This window comes from Methylobacterium mesophilicum SR1.6/6 (assembly GCF_000364445.2).
GTDB lineage: Bacteria > Pseudomonadota > Alphaproteobacteria > Rhizobiales > Beijerinckiaceae > Methylobacterium > Methylobacterium mesophilicum_A.
Window position 1 is genome coordinate 3,265,443 of the sequence record NZ_CP043538.1, and the last position, 20,630, is coordinate 3,286,072.

The following is a 20,630-nucleotide window of genomic DNA, read 5'->3' on the forward strand; positions in this document are numbered from 1 at the left end:
TCTGAGCATGGTGTTGCGTTTCGGGAAACGGACCGGAGCCGATCGTTTGAAGCACCTGCGCAGTGTCACGTACATCGCCGAGGTCGCCCGTGCCGGCTCGATCCGGCGCGCTGCGGAGCGGCTGAACCTGACGCCGTCAGCCCTGACCCGCCAGATCCAGGATCTCGAGCACGAGCTCGGCACGCCGATCTTCGAGCGCCTGCCGCAGGGCATGCGGCTCAACGCGGCCGGCGAACTCTTCGTCCGTCATATCCGCGACCAGGCTGCGGACCTCGACCGGGTTCGTTCGCAGATCGCCGACCTCTCCGGGGTCAGGCGGGGCCACGTGGCGCTGGCCTGCAGCCAGGCCTTCATCACGCAGGTCGTGCCGGAGGAGGTGGAGGCCTATCGCAGCCGATTTCCCCAGGTCGGCTTCACCGTGCAGGTCCGCGATCACGCGCAGGCGGTCACCGCCCTCGCGGCCTTCGAGGCGGACCTCGCCCTGATCCTGCAGCCGCCGCCCTCGGCGGAGCTGCACCCGCTCTATTCCGGCCACCAGACACTCTGCGCACTGATGCGCCGGGGCCATGCCCTGGCGGCGGAGAGCGGCCCGGTGCGACTGCGCGACTGCCTCGCCCATGCCCTGGCCCTGCCGGACCGCTCGCTCGCGATCCGCCACCACATCGAGCACACGCTCGCCCGCCGCGGCGTCGAACTGCGGCCGGTGGTCGAATCGGGGTCCCTGGAGTTCCTGCGCAATCTCACCCTGCGGGAGGATGTGGTCAGCCTGCAGATCCCGAGCGGCATCCCGCAGGATCCACGCCTGCACAGCCGGCCCATCGACACCCGCGACCTGACGCCGATGACCCTGGTCCTGGCACAGCTGCGCGGTCGATCCCTCTCCGTGGCGGCGGCGAAGTTTGCCGATCAGCTCGCCGTCCGGCTCAACCGTGACGATCCCTGACGCGTCGTGCGTGTCGATACCGCGCCCAGCTCCTCAGAGTCGGAGACGCGTCTCGGAGTTGATCAGGACGTTTGCTTCCGGACGCTGTCTCCCAGCCGGAGCCATAGCCCATCGGATACGGTCTCGACCGCGAACAGGCGAAGGGCACGAAACGACCAGCCCGGCGAGACGGAACCGTCCCGAAGGTCGAAGGAGGCGAGATGCCTGGGGCAGAGCAGCCGTCCACCCGCGCACCGGCCGAGCGCCAGGTCCGCCCCCTCGTGCGGACAGGCCCGCTCGGCGGCGACGATCCGCGCGCCATCGCGCACGAGCAGCCAGTGATGCCCGCCCGCGGTGACCGGCATCAGGTCCCGGTCGCCGAGCAGGTCGGCCGGGCCGAGGCGCAGGCGCGTCGGCCGACCGATCTCAGCCACCGAGATAGGCGTCCCGGACGTGCGGGTCGGCGATGAGCGCCTGCCCCGAGCCCTCCAGCACGATGCGGCCGGTCTCGAGGAGATAGGCGTAGTCGCAGAGTTCAAGGGCCGCGAAGGCGTTCTGCTCGACGAGCAGCACCGTCGTGCCGGCGTCGCGGATCGCCCGGATGACCGCGAACATCCGCTCGACGATGTTGGGGGCCAGCCCCAGGGAGGGCTCGTCGAACATCACGAGCTTCGGACGCCCCATCAGCGCCCGACCGATCGCCAGCATCTGCTGCTCGCCGCCCGAAAGCGTGCCCGCCGCCTGGTCGCGGCGCTCGGCGAGGCGCGGGAACTCGCCGTAGATCCGCTCCAGATCCGCCGCGACGGCCGCCCGGTCGCGTCGCAGATACGCGCCCGTGGCGAGGTTCTCGGACACCGTCATCTGCGGGAAGACGCGCCGGCCCTCGGGACAATGGGCGATGCCTGCGGCCAGGATCCGGCGGGCCTCCGCGCCCGCGATGCTGTGGCCGTCGAACCGGATCGTGCCGGAGCGCGGCGGGACGAGGCCGGAGATCGCCCGGAGCGTCGTCGATTTGCCGGCGCCGTTCGCGCCGACGAGGGCGACGAGCTGGCCCTCGCGCACGTCGATCGACAGCCCTTTGAGTGCGGTGACGTGGCCATAGCCGCAGACGAGGTCGCGGATTTCAAGCATGGGCCGCCTCCCGAACCGCCGCGGCGGCCTGCCGGGCGGCGCTGCCCTGGCCGAGATAGGCCTCGATCACCGCCGGGTCGCTGCGGATCCGGTCCGGCGGCCCCTCGGCGATCAGGCGGCCGTAATTGAGCACGACGATGCGGTCGGAGACCTCCATCACCATCGGCATGTCGTGCTCGACGAGGAGGATGGTGACGCCGCGCTCCCGGATCTGCCGGATCAGCCGCACGAAGACCCGCGTCTCGGAGGCGTTCATTCCCGAGACCGGCTCGTCGAGGAGCAGCATGGCGGGCTCGGTGGCCAGCGCCAGCGCCACGCCGACGAGGCGCTGCTCCCCGTAGGCGAGGGCGCCGGCCTTCTCCTGCGCCCGTCCGGCGAGCCCGACCCAGTCGAGGAGCGCCGCGGCCCGGACGCGCAGCTGCCTCTCGCCGGCCCCCGCGCGGCCGAGGAGCGCGTCCAGAATGGGCGCGCGGCCCGCCGCGGCGCCCATCTGGTGCAGGCCGATCATCACGTTGTCGAACACCGTGTCGTCCGGGAAGACGCTGGTGCGCTGGAAGGTGCGGGCGAGGCCGAGCCGCGTGATCGCGTGCGGCGGCAGGCCCTTCAGGGACGTGCCGCGGAAGCGGACCGCGCCCTGGCTGGGCTTGAGGAAGCCCGTCATCACGTTGAAGGCCGTCGTCTTGCCGGCCCCGTTCGGGCCGATCAGGCTGACGATCTCGCCGGCCCGGACGTCGAAATGCAGGTCGGCGATGGCGACCAGGCCCCCGAAGCGGACCCCAACATGCTCGACGGAGAGGATCGCGCTCATCGCTGCACCGCCGGGTTGGCCTCGAGGACGGGCGCGGCCGGGGCCGGGCGGCGGCCCAGCAGCGCCGCCAGTCCCGGCACGATGCCCCGCGGCATCACGAACAGGATCACGATCAGCACGAGGCCGTAGACGATCCACTGCGCCTCCGGCGCCATGACCGGGCGGAGCGCCACCGGCAGCAGGCCGAAGATCAGGCCGCCGACGACCGGGCCCATCAGGGTGCCCTTGCCGCCCGCCACCACCATGATGACCATGCTGACCGTGGTGGCGAACAGGAACACGTCGGGATCGATGATCCGCAGGTAATGGGCGTAGAGGCTGCCGGCCGCGCCGGCCATCGCGGCCGAGATCACCGCCGCCACCGTCAGCGTGCGGGTGGCGTTGATGCCGACCGACAGCGCCAGCGGCTCGTTCTCTTTGAGGCCCCGCATCGCCCGGCCGAAGCGTCCGCCGACCAGGCGGGCGATCACGGCGTAGCAGAGCGTGCCCACGGCCAGCACGAGGTAGTAGTTCTGGAGCTTGGTCTTGAGCGTCCACATCCCCAGGCCCGGCAGGCCGAGGGTGATGGCCGGGATGTTGGTGAGCGCGAGCGGCCCCTGCGTCAGCTCCACCCAGTTGAGTGCCACGAGCCGCACGACCTCGGCGAAGGAGATCGTCACGATCACGAAGTAGGCGCCCCGCACCCGGAAGGAGAGCCGTCCGATCAGGTAGCCGCAGCCGCCCGCCGCGACCGTCGCCAGCAGGAACCCGACCGCTGCCGGCCACGGCTCGTGGACCGCGCGGATGCCGAACCCGAGATCGACGTCGAAGCCGAGGCTCGTCAGCGCGCTGACGTAGGCGCCGATGCCGAAGAAGGCGATGTGGCCGAGGCTGAGCTGCCCGGTGAAGCCGAGGAGCAGGTTCAGGCTCATGGCGCCGATCGTCAGGATGCCCATCACGATCAGCGCGTTGAGGAGATAGGGATTGCCCGTGAGGGCAAGCGGCAGGACGACGAGGCCTGCGAGCAGCGCCAGGGGGAGGAGCCGGATCATCCGATGCGCTCCGCCTTCGCGAACAGCCCGGTCGGCTTGTAGAGCAGGACCGCGATGATGATCAGGAACCCCATCGCGTCGCGGTAGCCGGAGGAGACGTAGCCGGCCCCCAGCTCCTCGGCGAGCGCCAGGATGAAGCCGCCGATCGCCGCGCCGGTGACGTTGCCGAGGCCGCCCAGGATGACGATGGCGAAGGCCTTCAGTTCGGCGAGGCCGCCCATCTGCGGGAACACCACGTAGACGGGCCCGAGCAGGGCGCCGGCGGCCGCGGCCAGCGACGAGCCGAGCGCGAAGGTGGCAGTGTAGATCCGCCGGACGTCGACGCCCATCAGCGCCGCCGTGTCGGCATCCTGGAAGGCGGCGCGCATGGCGAGCCCGAGCTTGGTCCGGTTGATCAGCGCGTAGGTCAGGGCGATCAGGGCCAGCGCCGCGCCGAGCACGAACAGCCGCAGCCACGAGACCGAGACCGGGCCGATCTGCAGCGGCGCCTCGGGGAAGGGCGCGGGGATCGCCTTGGCGACGCCGCCGAAGGTCCAGAGCGTGCCCGATTGCAGGATGATGCCGGCACCGATCATCACCAGCATGGTGGTGTCGATGTCCGAGCCCCGGAACGGGCGCAGCAGCACCAGCTCGATCGCGGCCCCGAGCAGGAGCCCCCCGACGATCGCCACCGGCAGCGCCAGGAAGAAGTTCAGTCCCAGGGCCGAGACCGCGAGGTACATGACATAGGCGCCGACCGTGTATAGCGCGCCGTGGGTGAAGTTCACGACGTTCATGATCCCGAAGATCAGCGTCAGGCCGATCCCTAAGAGCGCGTAGGTGCCGCCGAGGATGAGCGCGTTGACGAGGTGCTGGATCAGTTCGTTCACGGGCGGCCTCCGAGAGTGCGCCCCGGCCAGGGGGCCGGTGGACGGGCGAGGGGACCGGCGTCGGGCCGCCGGTCCGGAGGCGCTCACAGCGTCGGCACGATCACCTTCCCGTCCTTGATCTCGATGAGGTAGACGTCGGGCTTGCTCTGCCCGCTCTCCTTCCCGGCGGGGCCGGCCTTGGCGAAGCGGATCGGCCCGTTGAGCCCGACGAAGTCGACCGACCAGAACGCCTTGGTGATCGCGGCCGGATCGGCCGAGCCCGCCTTCTCGATGGCATGGGCGATCGCGCGGATGCCGTCGTACCCGCGAAAACTCTCGGTGACGCCGGCGAACTCGAAGCCGCGCTTCTTCCACGCGGCGATGAAGGCCTCGGTGGCCTTCGGGTCCGGCGTCTTGTCGGGCGACCAGGGCAGGAAGGTCGTCAGGTGCATCGTGCCGTCGGCGGCCGCGCCGGCCTGGGCGATGATCTGGTCCGGGTTCTGGGATCCGCCGGTGGTGATGACCCGCTTCTTCAGGCCGAGCGCCGCCATCTGCTTGAACAGCAGCACGAGCTGATCGACCGAGCTCGTGATCATGATCGTGTCGGAATCCGACGCCTTCAGCTTGGCGAGCTGGGCGCTCATGTCCTGCGCGCCCTGGTCCATCGTCTCGACGAGGCCGTCCGTCACGCCCTTGTCCTTGAGCATCTTGCCGAAATCGGTCGCGGCGCCGCGGCCGAAATCGTTGTTGAGGACCAGGAAGTCGACCTTCTTCAGCCCGAGGCGAGACACCATCGGCGCGAAGGTCTCGGCCTCCAGCGACGAGGGCGGCGAGATCCGGAACACGTAGGGGTTGCCGGAGGTCGTGATCTTGCCGGACGAGGAGGTCTCGACCAGCATCGGCGTCTCGTAATCCGTGAGCTTGGGCATCACGGCGAGCGTCAGACTGGAGCCCCAGGCACCCATCATCACCGGGGTCTTGTCGCTGGTGATCAGCTTCTCGGCGACCGCGGCGGCCTCGGTCGGGTTGCTCTTGTTGTCCTCGATCACGAGTTCGAGCGTCTTTCCGAGGACGCCACCCTTGGCGTTGATCTCGTCGGCCGCGATCTTGGCGCCGTTCACCACGTAGGTGCCCGAGGCCGCGAACGGCCCGGTCAGCGGCTCGTTGACGCCGATGCGGATCGCCTCCGCCCGGGCGCCCGTCGTCGTCAGCGCCAGCAGGATCGCGGTCGTGAGGGTGAACCTGCTGGGCATTCGCGTGTCTCCGGTGCGTTGAGGCGGGATGGGATCAGGCGCGGCCGAACCATGCCGCGAGGCGCGCGCGGGCGAGGCCGAGGAGCAGGCGGAGCGGGTTGAGGCCGGCGGGCGCCGGCGCCGCGACGCCCGAGAGCCGGGCATCGAGGTTGCGGGTGAACTCCGCGGCGATGCGGCCGGCGAGGTCGCGCACGAGGCCGGGCCGGCCGAACTGCGCGAGCGGCCCGGTCAGGGTGTAGCCGACGTCGAGGTCGACCCGGGCGGTGCCGGGCGTCGGCCCGGCCTCGACCCGGTAGCGGATCCGGCCCTCGGTCGCCGAGCGGCCGCCCGCGTCGCTGCCGGCCCCGTGGACCGCCCCGGTCCGCGCGGCCTCGTCGCGTTCGAGGCGGGCGCGGCCGCGAAACGTCGCGGCGATCGGCCCGATCCGCACCTGCAGGCCGCCCTCGACCGTGTCGGGGGTGGGCCGCGCCGTCAGCACCGCGCCCGGCAGGCAGGCGGCGACCGCCGCGAGGTCGCCCAGCAGGGCGAAGACGGCCTCCGGCGGGTGGAGGAGGTCGAGCACCTGCGTGAAGCCGTGGGCCGGCGTGAACGCGTCGGATAGGTCCGCGACGGCCGCGGGCGCCGCCGGGGCGATCCGATCCGCCGGCGGTTCCAGGGGCGCGAAAGCCGCGTCGCCGATCCGGGCGCCGACCGGGCCGAGCGGCCGCGCCGCACCGGTCTCCGGGGGGATGCCGCGCCCGCGCCTTTCCGCGATCACCGCCATCACGGCCCGGACGATGCCGGCATAGCCGGTGCAGCGGCACAGGTTGCCCGACAGGCCGACGCGGATCCGCCGCTCGTCGGCCTCGGGCAGCCGCAGGACCAAATCGCGGGCGGCCACCAGCATCCCGGGCGTGCAGTAGCCGCACTGGAGCGCGTGCTCGCGGTTGAAGGCGGCCCGCAACTCGCCCGCGATCGCGTCCGCGTCGAGGCCCTCGATCGTCGTGACTGCGGCCCCCGCGCAGGCCCCCGCGTAGGTCAGGCAGGCGCGGGCCGGCTCGCCGTCCAGAAGGACGGTGCAGGCGCCGCAGACGCCGTGCTCGCAGCCGAGATGCGTGCCGGTGAGGTCGAGCCCGTCGCGCAGCACGTCGCCGAGATGGCTGCGCGGCTCGGCCGCGACCCGCACGGCCCGGCCGTTCACCGTCAGCGCCAGGGCCATGCGCGACGGCCCGGGTTCGACCAGCGCGGCGCTCATGCGGCCTCCGGAAGGGTGTCGGATCGGGGATCGGGCGCAGCCGCCGCGGCCACCGCGCGGCTCAGGACGGTGACGTGGACGTGCCGCTCGACCGCGTCGGCCATGCCGGCATCCCGCAGCGCGAGGTCGGCGGCCCCGGCGTCGAAGCGCGCGGCGAAGTCGGCGCCGATGCGGCCGCCGAAGAGCGGGCGGGCATCGGCCAGGAGCACGGGCGGCCCCTCGACCGCGCCGATCACGGCCCGGCCGCGGCCCGCCCCGGGTTCGAGGCGCACGGCCCCGATGGCGTGGGCGAACTCGCCGATCTTCGCGCAGTGCTTGACGTAGCCCCAGGCCGCGCCCGCCGGCAGCGCCGGGACGCGCACCGCGACCAGAATCTCGTCCGCGCCGAGCGCCACTTCGAGGGCGCTGGTCACGAAACGCTCCACCGGCAGGGTGCGGCGGCCGCTCCGCCCGGCGATCTCGACCTCGGCGCCGAGGGCGGTCAGAGCGCTCACCCAGTCGGCGGCCGGGTCGGCGTGGACGAGGCTGCCGCCGATCGTGCCGCGGTTGCGCACCGGCCGGTAGGCGATGGCGGCCGCGACCCGCCGCAGCGCGCCGCCGGTGAGGTCCGGGACGCGCCCGTCCTCGACGTCGGCGTGGGTCACGCAGGCCCCGAGGACGAGCGTGTCGCCCTCGACCCGCGCGTCCCGGAGTTCGGGGATGCCAGTGATGTCGAGGATCAGGGTGGGCTCGACGAGGCGCAGGTTCAGCATCGGCCCGAAGGACTGGCCCCCCGCGATCAGCTTCACGCCCGCGGGGGCTTCGGCGAGGCGCGCCAGCAGCGCGGGCAGGCTGTCGGGGCGCTCCCAGGCGAAGGCGGCGGGCTTCATGCGGCCTCCCGCGCGGTCTCGGCGGGCGCGCGGGTGGCGAGCACCGCCTCCACGATCCGTCGGGGGGTGAGGGGCGAATGCAGCATCTCGACGCCGAGCGGCGCCAGCGCATCGTTGATGGCGTTGGCGAGCGCCGCCGGGGGCGCGATGGCGCCGCCCTCGCCGATGCCCTTCTGGCCGAAGCGCGTGTAGGGCGAGGGCGTCTCCATGTGGTCGATGCGCGCCATCGGCACGTCGGCGGCGCCGGGCAGGAGGTAGTCGGCCAACGTCGAGGCCAGCGGCTGGCCGCGGGCGTCGAAGCGCATCTCCTCGAACAGGGCCGTGCCGATCCCCTGGGCGAGGCCGCCGTAGATCTGGCCGTCGACCACGAGGGGGTTCACCAGCGTGCCGCCATCCTCGACGATGACGTAGTCGAGGATCTCGACCGCCCCGAGATCGGGATCGACCGCCACCACGGCCGCGTGCGCCGCGTACGAGAAGGTGCCAGAATCGCGCACCGGCTTGTAGCCGGCGGTGACTTCGAGGCCGCCCGGATCGGTGTCGGGGGCGAGGTCCTGCGGGCGCCGGTACCAGGTGCGGGCGATCGCCTCGAGCGGGACGTCGCCGGAGGGGCCGACGACGTGGCCGCCCTCGAACCGGCATTCCTCGGGCCTCGCCTGGAGCAGGTGGGCGCCGATCCGGACGGCGCGGTCGCGCAACGCCTCGCAGGCCGCCGCCACGGCGCCGCCCGCCATCACCATGACGCGGGAGCCCCAGGAGCCCGTGGAGTAGGGGGTCATGGCAGTGTCGCCGTGGACGAGGCGGGTGCGCGCCACCGGAACGCCGAGGATCTCGTGGGCGACCTGAGCCAGCGTCGTCTCCAGGCCCTGGCCGTGGGAATGGGCGCCGATCCGCAGCTCCAGGCCGCCATCCGGGGTCAGGCGGGCGCTCGCCTGCTCGTGGCCCGGCACCATCGGGATGCCCCAGCCGGAATAGACCGAGGTGCCGTGCGCGGCCTGCTCGCAGTAGATCGCGAGGCCGAGGCCGATCCGGCGCCCGTCCGGCTCGCCCTGCCGCTGGCGGGCGCGGATTGCCTCCACGTCGATGGCCTTCAGCGCCCGGGCGAGCGCCTCCGGGTAGTCGCCGCTGTCGAAGTGCTTCTTCGTGATGTTCTCGAACGGCATCTGGTCGGGCCGTACGAGGTTCTTCTCGCGCACGGTCTCGGGCGCGACCCCCGCCGCGCGGGCGACGGCGTCGAGCACCAGTTCCAGGGCGAAGCAGACGCCGGTGCGGGCGACGCCCCGGTAGGGCAGGATCGGGCACTTGTTGGTTGCCACCGACCACGTCCGGCAGCGATAGGCCGGGAAATCGTAGGGGCCGGGCAGGATGCTGGCGACCTGCGCGGCCTCCAGGCAGGCCGAGAACGGGTAGGCCGAGTAGGCGCCGGAATCGACGGTGGCCTCGCAATCGATGCCGCGCAGGGTCCCGTCCCGCTCCGCGTAGGCGGTGATCCGGTAATGGTGCTCGCGACAATTGGCGTTGGCGGTCAGGTGCTCGCGCCGGTCCTCCAGCCAGCGGACCGGGTGGCCGCAGCGGAGCGCGAGCCACGCCAGCGCCACGTCCTCGGCGAGCAGGATCGCCTTGTAGCCGAAGCCGCCGCCGACATCCGGCGAGACGATGCGGATGCGGCCCTGCTCGATCCCGAGGCATTCCGAGAGGCCGTTGCGCACGATGTGCGGCATCTGGCTCGCGGTGTGGACGACGAGCTGGTCGAGGCGGTGATCGAGGCTCACCAGGGTGCCGCGGCCCTCGATCGGCGCCATGCACTGGCGGCCCGTCGAGATGGTGCGGCTGACCTTGATCGGCGCGTCGAGGGCACTCTCGATGCCGACATCGACCAGGGTCTCCAGGAAGACGTTGTCGCCCCAGTGCTCGTGGACCAGGGCGGAGCCCGGCGCGCGCGCGGCCAGCATGTCGTGGATTGCGGGCAGCTCCTCCAGGTCGAGGACGACGGCCGCGGCGATGTCCTCGGCCTCCGCGCGGGTCGGGGCGACGCACATCGCCACCAATTCGCCGACCTGCCGGACCTTGCCGGTGGCGAGCACCGGCTGCTCGGAGACCTTGAAGCCGGGCAGTCCCGAGACCGCCCGGATTGGCAGCACGCCGTTGAGGTCGGCCGCGGTGAAGACGCGGTCGCGGTAGGCCTCCGGCACGTGGATGCCGCGGATCCGGGCATGGGCCAGCGGGCTGCGCACGAAGGCGACGTCCTGCATCCCCGGCAGCCGGAGGTCGCCGACATACTGGCCGCGCCCGCGCATCAGGCGGTCGTCCTCCTTGCGGGGCAGGGGAGCCCCCGACGCCCTCGCGGCTCATCGGGCGCCTCCGAGAACATCCTGCGCGGCGCGGACCAGAAGGCCGTCGGGCCGGCGGAATTCGTCGAGGATCGAGAAGTGGTCGGCGCCCGGCACCGGCAGCAGGATGCCCGGCGCGTGGGCGGCGCTGCGCAGGGCGTGGAGGTTGCGCGCGTCGCGGACGAGGGCGGGCAGCTCCCGGCTGCCGTAGGCGACCGTCATGGGCTTGGGCACGACGGCCAGCCGCGGGGGCGACAGGGTCTCGATCTCCCCGTCGGTCAGGCCGAGCTTCTCGTTCAGGTAGGTCTCGCGGATCGGCGCGAGGTCGTAGACGCCGGAGATCGCCAAACCCGCGGACACGGCGGGATGCCCGAGATGGAGCGCGGCGAGCTGCGCCCCCGCGGACCAGCCGGCGAGGACGATCGGGCCGCCGATCCCGCGCGCCGTCCCGTGCGCGGCGAGCCAGTCGAGGGCGGCCCCGATCTCGGCGACGATCCCGGTAAGGCTCGCCTCGGGTGCCAGGGTGTAGCCCGGCATCGCCACCGACCAGCCGGCGGCGTTCAGCCCTTCCGCGAAGCAGGCGAAATCGGCCCGGGCGTTGCGCTGCCAGTAGCCGCCGTGGACGAAGACGAGGCAGGGCGCCCCCGTCTCCGCCGCCGGGTAGAGGTCGAAGCCGGTGCGCGCGCCGGCGGCGTAGGGGATGTCGAGCCCGGCCGGGTGCGCCGCGCGGTAGGCCGCGGAGGCCGCGTTGCGGGCCGCGACCTGCGCGGCGCTGTCGGGCACGCCCGCGTTGTTGTCGTAGCAGGCGCCCCGGGCCGCGAAGTCCAGGCTGTCCCAGCGGCGGCGCGGGTCCGGCGGGGTCGGGTCGTCGAGGACGAAGGCGGGCACCGGCGCCACCTCAGGCCGCGATCGCCTGGGGCAGGATCGGCGAGTCGGCCTCGAAGCGCTTCCCTGCCCGCAGGCAGAAGGCCGGTCGCAGCAGGCGGTCGGCGATCACCCGCGTGTCCTCGTTGTCGCGCAGCAGGAAGCGGCCGCGATCGTCGTGCAGCACCGAGACATCGGCCGTGTAGCCGATCTTGAGGGCGCCGATCCGGTCGCCCATGCGCAGCATCTCGGCCGGGTGCGACGTCACCATCGGCACCACCTCCTCCAGCGGGATGCCCAGCGCCATCATCGAGCTCATCGCCTGGGTGAGGCTGAACCGGGCCTGCCCGAGGAACGGGTGGTTCTCGTCGTCGTGGTGCTCGTCCGGGGTGCCGGCGGGCTTCTTCACCTCGGGGACCTCGGTGTTGTAGCCGTGCATGTCGGCGCCGAGCGTGTAGGGGATCACGCCCGCCGGCAGGGACGCGCGGGCCACGCGGTAGGAGAAGTGGCTCCCGTGGCCGACATCGACCTTGAGCCCGGCCTCCATCGCCCGGCGGATGATGTGGTGGACCTCGCCCTGCTCGTTGATGAAGCCGCCCGGGTGGCGGGTGAAGGGGTGGGCCAGCACGTCGCCCGGCCGCAGCAGGGGGATCACCCGCTCGACGATGGTGTCGGCATCCTCGCCGTTGGCGCCCGATTCCGGCAGGCCCCAGAGCTGACCGAAATGCACGTAGAGCGGCAGGTCGGCGCGCCGGCTGATCTCGGCCGCCATCTCCATGACCTTGATGCCCCAGCGGGCGAAGCCGCCGATCTCGGCGTGGCCCTTGATGCCACGTACGAGGTCGCGGTTCTCGGTGGCGGACTTCACCGTCGCGTCGATGTCGACGCCGTCCGGGCTGTAGAGGTTCGGATAGAAATGCCCTTCCAAGCCGCCGACGAGATAAGCCGACAGAAAGGCGAGCACCTGCGTCTCGGAGCGCTCGGCAATGAAATGGCGAAATCCCGGAAGGGTCATGCAGGAGGGACCGCCCTGGTCCACCACCGTGGTGACGCCGGAGCGCACGCCGACCATGTCGGGATTCAGGCCGAAGCGGCCGGTGACGTACTGGTAGACGTGGGCGTGCGTGTCGATCATGCCGGGCAGAACGAGCTTGCCCGAGACGTCGACCACCTCGATTGCGGCCGACGGCAGGATGGTCTCCTCCACGGCCGCGATGCGCCCGTCGCGCACCGCCACGTCGCGGATGCCATCCACGCCGGAGGCGGGGCAGATCACCCGCCCGCCCCGCAAAACCAGATCGTAGCGGTGTTTGTCCATCTCGACCTCGTGATCCTGACCGACCGACGCCGGCCCCGTTCTTGCCGGATGCGAAGCACGCTTCGTATTCCGGCGACGCATAGGGCGTGCCAAGACCGGAACTGATCTGGGGAGCGATAGATGGACGAGCGTTTACCGACCGGAATCGCGGAGGAGCCGACGGAAGCAGAGGCGACTGCGGGTCCGCATCAGTGGCCGCTGGCCGAGCGCCCCGGTTTCCTCGCCCGCCGCATACATCAGATCCACGTCAGCCTCTTTGCCGAGCGATGTGCCGCTTTCCACATCACTCCGCTGCAGTACAGTCTGCTCTCTGTTCTGCGTGACCTCGAGGAAGCGGATCAGACGACGCTCGCGGGCGCAGTCGCCCTCGACCGAACGACGACAACCGGCGCCCTGAAACGGCTTGCGGCGCGCGGCCTCGTCACTCGCTCGAAGTCACTCATGGATCGTCGCGCCCAGCTCTGTCGCCTCACAGCAGAGGGCGTGGCCCTCCACAGCGCAATGGAGCCGGCAGCGCGGCTGGCGCATGCTCTGACCATCGAAGCGCTCACGCCGAAAGAACAAGAGCACCTGACCGAACTCCTGAGACGCGTCATAAGTGGGCACGAACACCGGCGAGGACAGGCCATCATCGAGTGAGATGTGCCTATGCCTACGGCGCGATCAGGCTTGGGCCTCTTCCGCTACCTCGACTGACCTTTTTGTAATAGAATACGCATTTTCAGCCAGACTACATCGCGATGGACCCTTCTGCGCAAGAACCTGGAAGAGTTACTTGCTATCCGGCGCATCGATCCCGTGCGGTCAGAGCCGCGTGTCGTAGACCATTTGCGTGTCGCCATCGGTGACAAAGGCGTGCCCGGTGATCTGTCCTGGCGCGAGAACGGGTTCGACGAAGAGTGCAATCCCGATCAGGCTCGGACTTTGCTCTGAAGCGAGAAATTGAGCATCGAGCTATCTGCACTGCCGATCGAGCATCCTCGCTATGTCGAGGCCTCCGAACGACATGCCGCGCTTGAATGGCGGACCCGGAGAGATCCGGACACGACCGTTGTCGCTTAAGAGTTCGAGGGGCTGCTGCACACTCCAAGATCCGTCTGGGTTGCGCGTAAATCGGGAGCAGTCCAATTCCATCTGACCGGTCGGCTGCTGCGCGTGAGCCGAACTTGCGACGAGCGCCAATGCGGACAGACCTAACTTGGTAGATCGCGACAGCATGCACGGTCCCTCGTCGAATTGCGAAGCGCATCTAGGCGTTCGAGTTGAAAAAGCCAGTCGGACTATTCAGTGCGTGGCTACTACGGACTGGACGTTGGCGAGGCATATCGCCCCCCGGGAGACGCGCACGCACCGATCTTCGCCTGTGGCGCGCACGCTGCGGGATTCGGTTCGACGCTGACCGTCTTGCGCCCGTGGCCGAGCTTGACGTGCGGCATCCGCTGGAAGGTCGTGACCGGGGGTCGTGAGGAAGGAGCCATGTGTCGCCGACGGTAAGACAGGACACCGAAGGCAGTTCAATTGAACACTCCCGTCGAAGGTACTGGACCGACCGCGGAATGCTGACTCGGAGGCGGATCACCGCGATCGAGATGCTTCATGAGCGGCCAACACGTTAGTGGTCGGTTCACAGGAATGCCTGCTTCTCTGGACAGATCTGCTCAAGAGCCGATCAATCGCTCACAGTCAGCTTCCGTCTCGCTGTTCGGTGTCTGTGACGGTTGAACATAGTCGGATCTGCCAATCTGCTCGCAGGCGCAAAAACATCTGATGGGCGTCCGACGCCGGTTGGACGGCGGCCTAAAGCCGAAAAGCCCTCATCGAGCCGGACGGGCAGAAGGGCAGATCTCAGCATGATGATTGCAAAAGAAGATCTGGCGACGCCTTTCACATCTTCTCTTCGATGCTGGCTCCCACGCGCGGTCATTTACCGGGAAGCTGGCGAGGAAGCCTGCCACCATGGCGGCCTGCACTGCGGATGGAAATTCCCCCACCAGACGGCCCGAGCAGCAGGGATGCGACGGAAAGGTCATGGAGCCAGCCCGAGGTGGCGAAGGCGGCGCTCAATGGTGCGCCGCCAGCATCCAGAGGGCCATGGCGACCATCATCACGTTCTCGGTCAGCGAGACGAAGCCGAGCGGCACCTTGCTCGACCCGCCCACGCAGGCGCACTTGATGTCGCGCTTGTCGACGTAAACCGCCTTGAAGACCGATAAGGACCCGACCGTGCCGATGAACAGCGCCACGGGGATCGAGATCCAGTTGAGGGCGCCCGCCACCATCAGCACGCCGGCGATACCCTCCAGGAACGGGTTGGCGTAGGCGTAGCGAACCCAGCGCCGCCCGAGCAGGTCGTAGCCAAGGAACATCGAGGAGAAGCTCTCGACATCTTGAAGCTTGAGCAGCGCGAGCACGCACATGCTGAAGGCGATGAACCACTCCGCGGCGCGCATCGTGAGCGGCGTCCCGTAGGCGGCGAAGCTCGCCGCCAGGGCCATGAGCGCCGTCATCGAGAACACCACCATGACAGGCACGTAGGTCGGCTCGTTCGGGTCATTGGCGGCCGTGCCGAAGCGGCGCTTCAGGTCGTCGAAGCCGCCGACGCGCTCGCCGTTAATGAAGGTCTGCGGCGTCGACTTGACCTGATGTTCGGCCTTGAACCGGTCGGTTTCCGCCCGGTCCGTCAGCAGGTGGTCCTCGACCTCGAAGCCCTTGCGTTCGAGGAGGTCCTTGGCCTTCAGTCCGTAGGGACAGGTGTGCTCGGGGGTGACCATCCGGTACAGGACGGCCTTACGGGCAGGCGACAACATGAGCGGCTCCTTTCCGATGTGGGGCGGGGGGCGCGCCGGCGCTACTCGGCGGCGGCCCGGTGAGGTGTCGACTCCTCGACGCCGTTCGCCTGAGCCTGATTGCCGGACGGCAGCCTCCAGCCCTTCACGAGCGCGTAGACGGCGGGGATCACCACGAGGGTCAGCACGGTGGAGGAGACCATCCCGCCGATCATCGGCACGGCGATGCGCTGCATGACCTCTGAGCCCGAGCCGCTGCTCCACAGGATCGGGACGAGCCCGGCCATGATGGCCACGACCGTCATCATCTTCGGACGCACCCGCTCGACCGCGCCGACCATGATCGCGCGGCGCAGGTCAGCCCGCGTCTGGGGGCGGCCCTCCCGCGCGCATCCGGACCGGATCTCGTCCCAGGCGTGGTCGAGGTAGACCAGCATGATCACGCCGGTCTCTGCGGCGACGCCGGCCAGCGCGATGAAGCCGACCGCCACCGCAACCGATAGGTTGAAGTCCATGAACCAGAGCAGCCACACCCCGCCGACCAGGGCGAAGGGCAGCGACAGCATGACGATCAACGTCTCGGTCAGGCGGCGGAAGTTCAGATAGAGGAGCAGGAACACGACGAGCAAGGTCAGCGGCACCACGATCCGCAGGCGTGCCTCGGCCCGCTCAAGGTACTCGTACTGCCCGCTCCACTGGAGGGTCGTGCCCGGGGGCAGCTGGACTTCCTTCGCCACTGCCGCGCGCGCCTCGGCGACGTAGCCGCCCAGGTCCCGGCCGGTGATGTCGACGAAGATGTAGACCGCGAGCTGACCATTCTCGGTCCGGATCGAGGTCGGCCCCCGGGCGAGCTCGACCTTCGCGACCTCTCGAAGCGGAACCGTTCCCCCTGCCGGAAGGGGCACCTGCACCTCGTCGGCGATGGCGCGGGGGTCCGAGCGGAAGGCGCGCGGGTAGCGCACGTTCACGGTGTAGCGTTCGCGGCCCTCGACCGTGGTCGTCACGGCCTGGCCGCCGAGCGCCGTGGCGATCACTTCCTGCACGTCGCCGATCATCAGGCCGTAGCGGCCCAGCGCCTCCCGGTCGGGGGTGATGTCGAGGAAGTAGCCGCCGATGACCCGCTCGGCATAGGCGCTCGACGTGCCCGGCACAGCGCGCACCACCGCCTCGACCTGCCGGGCAACGCCCTCCATCTGCTTCAGGTCGGTCCCGAGCACCTTGATGCCGACCGGCGTGCGGATGCCGGTCGAGAGCATGTCGATGCGGGCCCGGATCGGCTGCGTCCAGGCGTTCGAGACACCCGGGAACTGCAAAGCGTCGTCCATCTCCGCCTTGAGGCTGGCGCGGGTGACGCCGGGGCGCCACTCCGTCTTGGGTTTCAGGGTGATGACGGTCTCGAACATCTCCATCGGAGCCGGGTCGGTCGCCGTGTTGGCGCGGCCCGCCTTGCCGTAAACCGAGGCGACCTCCGGGAAGCTCTTGATGATGCGGTCCTGGGTCGCGAGGAGCTCGCCCGCCTTGGTGACGGAGATCCCGGGCAGGGTCGTCGGCATGTAGAGCAGGCTGCCCTCGTCGAGGTCCGGCATGAACTCGGAGCCGAGTTGCCGGGCCGGCCACACGGTTGCCGCCAGCACGCCCACGGCGATCAGAATGGTCAGCATTCGCGCCCGCAGCACCCTGGCGATGAGCGGCCGGTACAGCCAGATCAGAAGGCGGTTGAGCGGGTTGCGGTGCTCCGGGACGATCCGCCCGCGCACGAACAGCACCATCAGCGCCGGCACCAGCGTGACCGAGAGGAGCGCTGCCGCCGCCATGGCGAAGGTCTTGGTGTAGGCGAGCGGCCCGAACAGCCGTCCCTCCTGGCTCTCCAGGGTGAAGATCGGCAGGAAGCTCACGGTGATGACGAGGAGCGAGAAGAACAGCGACGGGCCGACCTCGGACGCGGCCTCAACCAGGATCAGGACCCGCGGCTTGCCCGGGGGCGCGCGCTCCAAGTGCTTGTGGGCGTTCTCGATCATCACGATGGCAGCGTCGATCATGGCGCCGACCGCGATGGCAATGCCCCCAAGGCTCATGATGTTGGCGCCAATTCCGAGCGCCTTCATGCCGGCGAGGGCCATCAGGATGCCGACCGGCAGCATCAGAACCGCCACGAGCGCGCTGCGTAGGTGGAGCAGGAACACGACGCAGACCAGAGAGACGACGACGCTCTCCTCAACCAGCGTGTGCCGCAAGGTGTCGATGGCCGCGTCGATGAGTTGCGAGCGATCGTAGACCGGTAGGATCTCGGTGCCGGCCGGCAGACTCTTCGCGACCTCGGCGAGCTTCGCCTTCACCCCCTCGACGACGCTGAGGGCGTTGGCACCGAAGCGCTGCAGGACGATGCCGCCGGCAACCTCGCCGTCGCCGTTCATCTCGGTGATGCCGCGCCGCTCGTCCGGCCCGAGCTCGACGCGGGCGACGTCCCGCACCCGCAGCGCCGTGCCGCCGGAGGTCTTGAGAACGATGTTCTCGATGTCGGCGACGCCCTTAAGGTAGCCGCGCCCGCGCACCATGAACTCGAACTCCGAAAGCTCGACGGTGCGTCCGCCGACGTCGGCGTTGCTCGCGCGGATCGCGTCGCGGAGCTTGTTGAGGGGGATGCCCTGGGCCCGCAGGCGATTCGGATCGACGACGACGGTGTACTGCTTCACGAAGCCACCGACGCCAGCGACCTCGGCCACACCCTCGGCCCGAGAGGCAGCGAAGCGGATCACCCAATCCTGGATCGAGCGCAGTTCGGCGAGCGTCCGCTCCTTGGCTACCACGACGTACTGGTAGACCCAGCCAACGCCGGTGGCGTCGGGACCGAGCGTCGGATTTACCCCGGCCGGGAGCTTGCTCCCGGCTGCGTTGAGGTACTCCAGAACCCGTGAGCGGCCCCAATATGGGTCGGTGCCGTCCTCGAAGATGACGTAGACGAAGCTGACCCCGAAGAACGAGAAGCCGCGCACGACCTTGGCCCTCGGCACCGTCAGCATGGCGGTGGTGAGCGGGTAGGTGACTTGGTCCTCCACCACCTGGGGGGCCTGACCCGGATACTCGGTGTAGACGATGGCCTGCACGTCCGAGAGGTCGGGGATGGCGTCCAGCGGCAGCGTCCGGAGCGCCAGCAAGCCGGCCGCGACGGCGAAGATCGTACCGACCAGCACCAGGACGAGGTTGCGGGCCGACCAGCCGATGAGGCATGCGATCACGGATTGCCTCCCGCGTTCGCCGCCTGCCGGTCGTCCTTCGGGGTGGCCAGGGACTGGAGCGCTGTCTTCAGGTTGCTTTCGGCGTCGATGAGGAAATTCGCAGCCGTCACCACCCGCTCGCCCGCCGCTACGCCGTGGCGGATCTCGGTGTAGCCTCCTCCGCTGACGCCGACCGTCACTACCCTCGGCTCGAAGCGGCCCTCGCCGCGGTCGAGGAGCACGACCTGGCGCTCGCCGGTGTCGATGACCGCGTCGTCCGGAACTGTCGCCACCGGCTTGGCATCGCCGGTGGCGATCTCGACGTCGGCGTACATGTCGGGCAGGAGCACACCGTCCGGGTTCGGCAGCTCGATCCGGACCCGGGTGGCCCGAGTGTCGGCGTTCACCTGCGGGTAGACGACCGCGACCTTGCCCAAGAAGCTACGGCTGGGGGCCGAGCGGAGCCGCACGGTGGCGGGCTGGCCGACCCGTACCCCGGCGAGGTCGCGCTCGGGCACGTCGGCCAGCACCCACATCGTCGAGATGTCGCCGATTCGGAACAGGGTGTCGCCGGCCGCCGCCTTCATACCCTCGACTGCGTTCCGCTGCAGGACGACGCCGTCGCGGGGCGAAGCCCACGTGATGGCCATGGGCACCTTCCGGGTGCGCTCCATCTCGTCGATGACGGGTTCGGATACGTTCAGGTTCTGCAGGCGTCGCCGGGCGCCGTCGAAGCCAGGGTTGGCGATGAGCTGGGCGGCCGCCGCGTTGATATCGGGGGAGTAGACGTGCACCAGCGCCTGGCCCTTCCGGACCCGGTCGCCGGTCGTGACGTTCTCGACGTGGTCGACGAAGGCGTCGGAGCGGGTTGCCACGACGGTGACGCGCCGCTCGTCGAGCGCCACGGTGCCGGGCACGCGCACCGGGTGCGCCACCACGCGCTGCTCGACGGTCTCGGTGCGCACGCCGGTGCGCTGTACCTTGCCGGGCGAGATGGTCACGGTGGTCCCGCCGTCGCCCTCACGGGCGTAGACGGGGATATAGTCCATCCCCATCGAGTCCTTCTTCGGCACCGGCGAGGTGTCCGGCAGCCCCATCGGGTTGCGGTAGTAGAGAACTCTGCGGTCGCCGCCCGCGGATTTGGCTGCCTCGCTCGCCGCCATGCCGTGCTTGAACATGTCGTGGCCGGACGTCCCGGATAGCTTGGCATCGCCGTCCTCGGCACCGTCGAAGCTGACGTCCTCGCCGGCCCGGACAGACCGGAATTCCCGGCCGTCGTCGGTCACCATCTGCGAGGCCGAGTAGACCGGCTTCCCGTCCGGGTCCTGGTAGTAGACCACCGGCCCGGTCGCCTTTGCGGGCTGCGCAGCCGCGTTCGGGCGGCCCGCGATGATCGGAAGCCAGTCGGCGATCCGCACCTGCACCACTCCGGGCAGCGCGGCCGCCAGCTCGGAACGGGCCCGTTCAACAAGGGCCGGTACGGAGCCACTCTCGTGCCCGGCGATGTAGCCGGCGCCCCCCGCCGCGAGTGCGACGAGGGTCCCGGCGAGCCATGCAGACCGGCTCACTTGACGGCCTGGAAGATCAGCTTGTCCTCGACCGTACCGGTCTCGCCCTGGACCTTGGCCCCAAGGGACAGGCGCCAGCCGCCGGCCATCGAGAGCTTCGCCTTGAAGCGGTAGATGCCGGGCTCGGTGGAGGGTAGTTGATCAAGCTTGGTGACCATCTCCTCCATGCCGTCGGGAGCCATGTCGAGCCGTTTGGCGAAGATCACGGCGTCGGGCACCGGCTTGCCGCTGCGTCTGTCGACGATGCGCACGGCGACAACGGTCTCGCCGACCTTCGCCTCCTGCTGCACGAGCTGGAACTGGTAGTCCTTGATGTCGGCCTGGGCGGGCAGGGTCATCGCCGACGCGGACAGGCCGGCGCCGAGCAGTGCGGCCGGTAGGGCGCACGCGAATGGGTTCTTTGTCACAGGTGCTATCTCCTGAACGCGATGGATGGCGTTGCGCGGGCGCGCG

17 protein-coding genes are annotated in these 20,630 nt (G+C 70.1%); 2 read left to right on the forward strand and 15 right to left on the reverse strand.

Annotated features, from left to right (window positions below):
* Positions 1 to 46 precede the first annotated feature (46 nt).
* On the forward strand, positions 47 to 943 hold the full coding sequence (locus MMSR116_RS15480) for a LysR family transcriptional regulator (RefSeq protein WP_039892216.1): 897 nt from the start codon (positions 47 to 49) through the stop codon (positions 941 to 943).
* A gap of 62 nt (positions 944 to 1,005) precedes the next feature.
* Here MMSR116_RS15480 and MMSR116_RS15485 read toward each other — a convergent pair whose 3' ends face one another.
* From MMSR116_RS15485 to MMSR116_RS15535, 11 genes are all read right to left on the reverse strand, one after another.
* Positions 1,006 to 1,347 (reverse strand): Rieske (2Fe-2S) protein, encoded by a 342-nt coding sequence (locus MMSR116_RS15485; protein ID WP_432419909.1) that lies wholly within the window; start codon positions 1,345 to 1,347, stop codon positions 1,006 to 1,008.
* A 1-nt stretch (position 1,348) separates the two neighbouring features.
* A complete protein-coding gene (locus MMSR116_RS15490; RefSeq protein ID WP_010682205.1) occupies positions 1,349 to 2,053 on the reverse strand; it encodes an ABC transporter ATP-binding protein in 705 nt (234 codons plus the stop codon).
* Positions 2,046 to 2,861 (reverse strand): ABC transporter ATP-binding protein, encoded by an 816-nt coding sequence (locus MMSR116_RS15495; RefSeq protein WP_010682204.1) that lies wholly within the window; start codon positions 2,859 to 2,861, stop codon positions 2,046 to 2,048. Before MMSR116_RS15495 ends, MMSR116_RS15490 begins: the two co-directional genes overlap by 8 nt.
* Positions 2,858 to 3,892 carry a branched-chain amino acid ABC transporter permease gene (locus MMSR116_RS15500; RefSeq protein WP_010682203.1) on the reverse strand — a complete coding sequence of 345 codons (1,035 nt, stop codon included), beginning with the start codon at positions 3,890 to 3,892 and terminating at the stop codon, positions 2,858 to 2,860. The genes MMSR116_RS15495 and MMSR116_RS15500 overlap by 4 nt, the downstream gene beginning before the upstream one ends.
* Positions 3,889 to 4,761, reverse strand: coding sequence for a branched-chain amino acid ABC transporter permease (locus MMSR116_RS15505; protein ID WP_010682202.1), 873 nt, complete (start codon positions 4,759 to 4,761; stop codon positions 3,889 to 3,891). The genes MMSR116_RS15500 and MMSR116_RS15505 overlap by 4 nt, the downstream gene beginning before the upstream one ends.
* 83 nt (positions 4,762 to 4,844) lie before the next feature.
* The gene (locus tag MMSR116_RS15510) at positions 4,845 to 5,993 is read right to left on the reverse strand and encodes an ABC transporter substrate-binding protein (protein WP_010682201.1); all 1,149 of its coding nucleotides are present in this window, start codon (positions 5,991 to 5,993) and stop codon (positions 4,845 to 4,847) included.
* A 34-nt stretch (positions 5,994 to 6,027) separates the two neighbouring features.
* On the reverse strand, positions 6,028 to 7,227 hold the full coding sequence (locus tag MMSR116_RS15515; RefSeq protein ID WP_010682200.1) for a xanthine dehydrogenase family Fe-S subunit: 1,200 nt from the start codon (positions 7,225 to 7,227) through the stop codon (positions 6,028 to 6,030).
* Positions 7,224 to 8,096: an FAD binding domain-containing protein gene (locus MMSR116_RS15520; RefSeq protein ID WP_010682199.1), complete on the reverse strand. Its 873-nt coding sequence runs from the start codon at positions 8,094 to 8,096 to the stop codon at positions 7,224 to 7,226. The genes MMSR116_RS15515 and MMSR116_RS15520 overlap by 4 nt, the downstream gene beginning before the upstream one ends.
* Entirely contained in the window at positions 8,093 to 10,393 is a 2,301-nt protein-coding gene (locus MMSR116_RS15525; protein WP_158168880.1) for a xanthine dehydrogenase family protein molybdopterin-binding subunit, read from the reverse strand. The genes MMSR116_RS15520 and MMSR116_RS15525 overlap by 4 nt, the downstream gene beginning before the upstream one ends.
* Positions 10,394 to 10,444: 51 nt before the next feature.
* On the reverse strand, positions 10,445 to 11,314 hold the full coding sequence (locus MMSR116_RS15530; protein WP_010682197.1) for an alpha/beta hydrolase: 870 nt from the start codon (positions 11,312 to 11,314) through the stop codon (positions 10,445 to 10,447).
* 10 nt (positions 11,315 to 11,324) lie between these two features.
* Positions 11,325 to 12,608 carry an amidohydrolase/deacetylase family metallohydrolase gene (locus tag MMSR116_RS15535; RefSeq protein ID WP_010682196.1) on the reverse strand — a complete coding sequence of 428 codons (1,284 nt, stop codon included), beginning with the start codon at positions 12,606 to 12,608 and terminating at the stop codon, positions 11,325 to 11,327.
* 120 nt (positions 12,609 to 12,728) lie between these two features.
* On the opposite strand from MMSR116_RS15535, the gene MMSR116_RS15540 reads away from it, so the two are divergent.
* The gene (locus MMSR116_RS15540; RefSeq protein ID WP_010682195.1) at positions 12,729 to 13,247 is read left to right on the forward strand and encodes a MarR family winged helix-turn-helix transcriptional regulator; all 519 of its coding nucleotides are present in this window, start codon (positions 12,729 to 12,731) and stop codon (positions 13,245 to 13,247) included.
* Between the two features lie 1,421 nt (positions 13,248 to 14,668).
* On the opposite strand, the gene MMSR116_RS15545 is transcribed toward MMSR116_RS15540, so the two are convergent.
* The 4 genes from MMSR116_RS15545 to MMSR116_RS15560 are packed head-to-tail and all read right to left on the reverse strand — an operon-like array spanning position 14,669 to position 20,584.
* Positions 14,669 to 15,415, reverse strand: coding sequence for a MauE/DoxX family redox-associated membrane protein (locus tag MMSR116_RS15545; protein WP_010682193.1), 747 nt, complete (start codon positions 15,413 to 15,415; stop codon positions 14,669 to 14,671).
* Positions 15,416 to 15,456: 41 nt separating this feature from the next.
* Positions 15,457 to 18,630: an efflux RND transporter permease subunit gene (locus tag MMSR116_RS15550; RefSeq protein WP_010682192.1), complete on the reverse strand. Its 3,174-nt coding sequence runs from the start codon at positions 18,628 to 18,630 to the stop codon at positions 15,457 to 15,459.
* Entirely contained in the window at positions 18,627 to 20,177 is a 1,551-nt protein-coding gene (locus MMSR116_RS15555) for an efflux RND transporter periplasmic adaptor subunit (RefSeq protein ID WP_010682191.1), read from the reverse strand. Before MMSR116_RS15555 ends, MMSR116_RS15550 begins: the two co-directional genes overlap by 4 nt.
* Positions 20,174 to 20,584, reverse strand: coding sequence for a FixH family protein (locus MMSR116_RS15560; protein WP_010682190.1), 411 nt, complete (start codon positions 20,582 to 20,584; stop codon positions 20,174 to 20,176). Before MMSR116_RS15560 ends, MMSR116_RS15555 begins: the two co-directional genes overlap by 4 nt.
* Positions 20,585 to 20,630 lie beyond the last annotated feature (46 nt).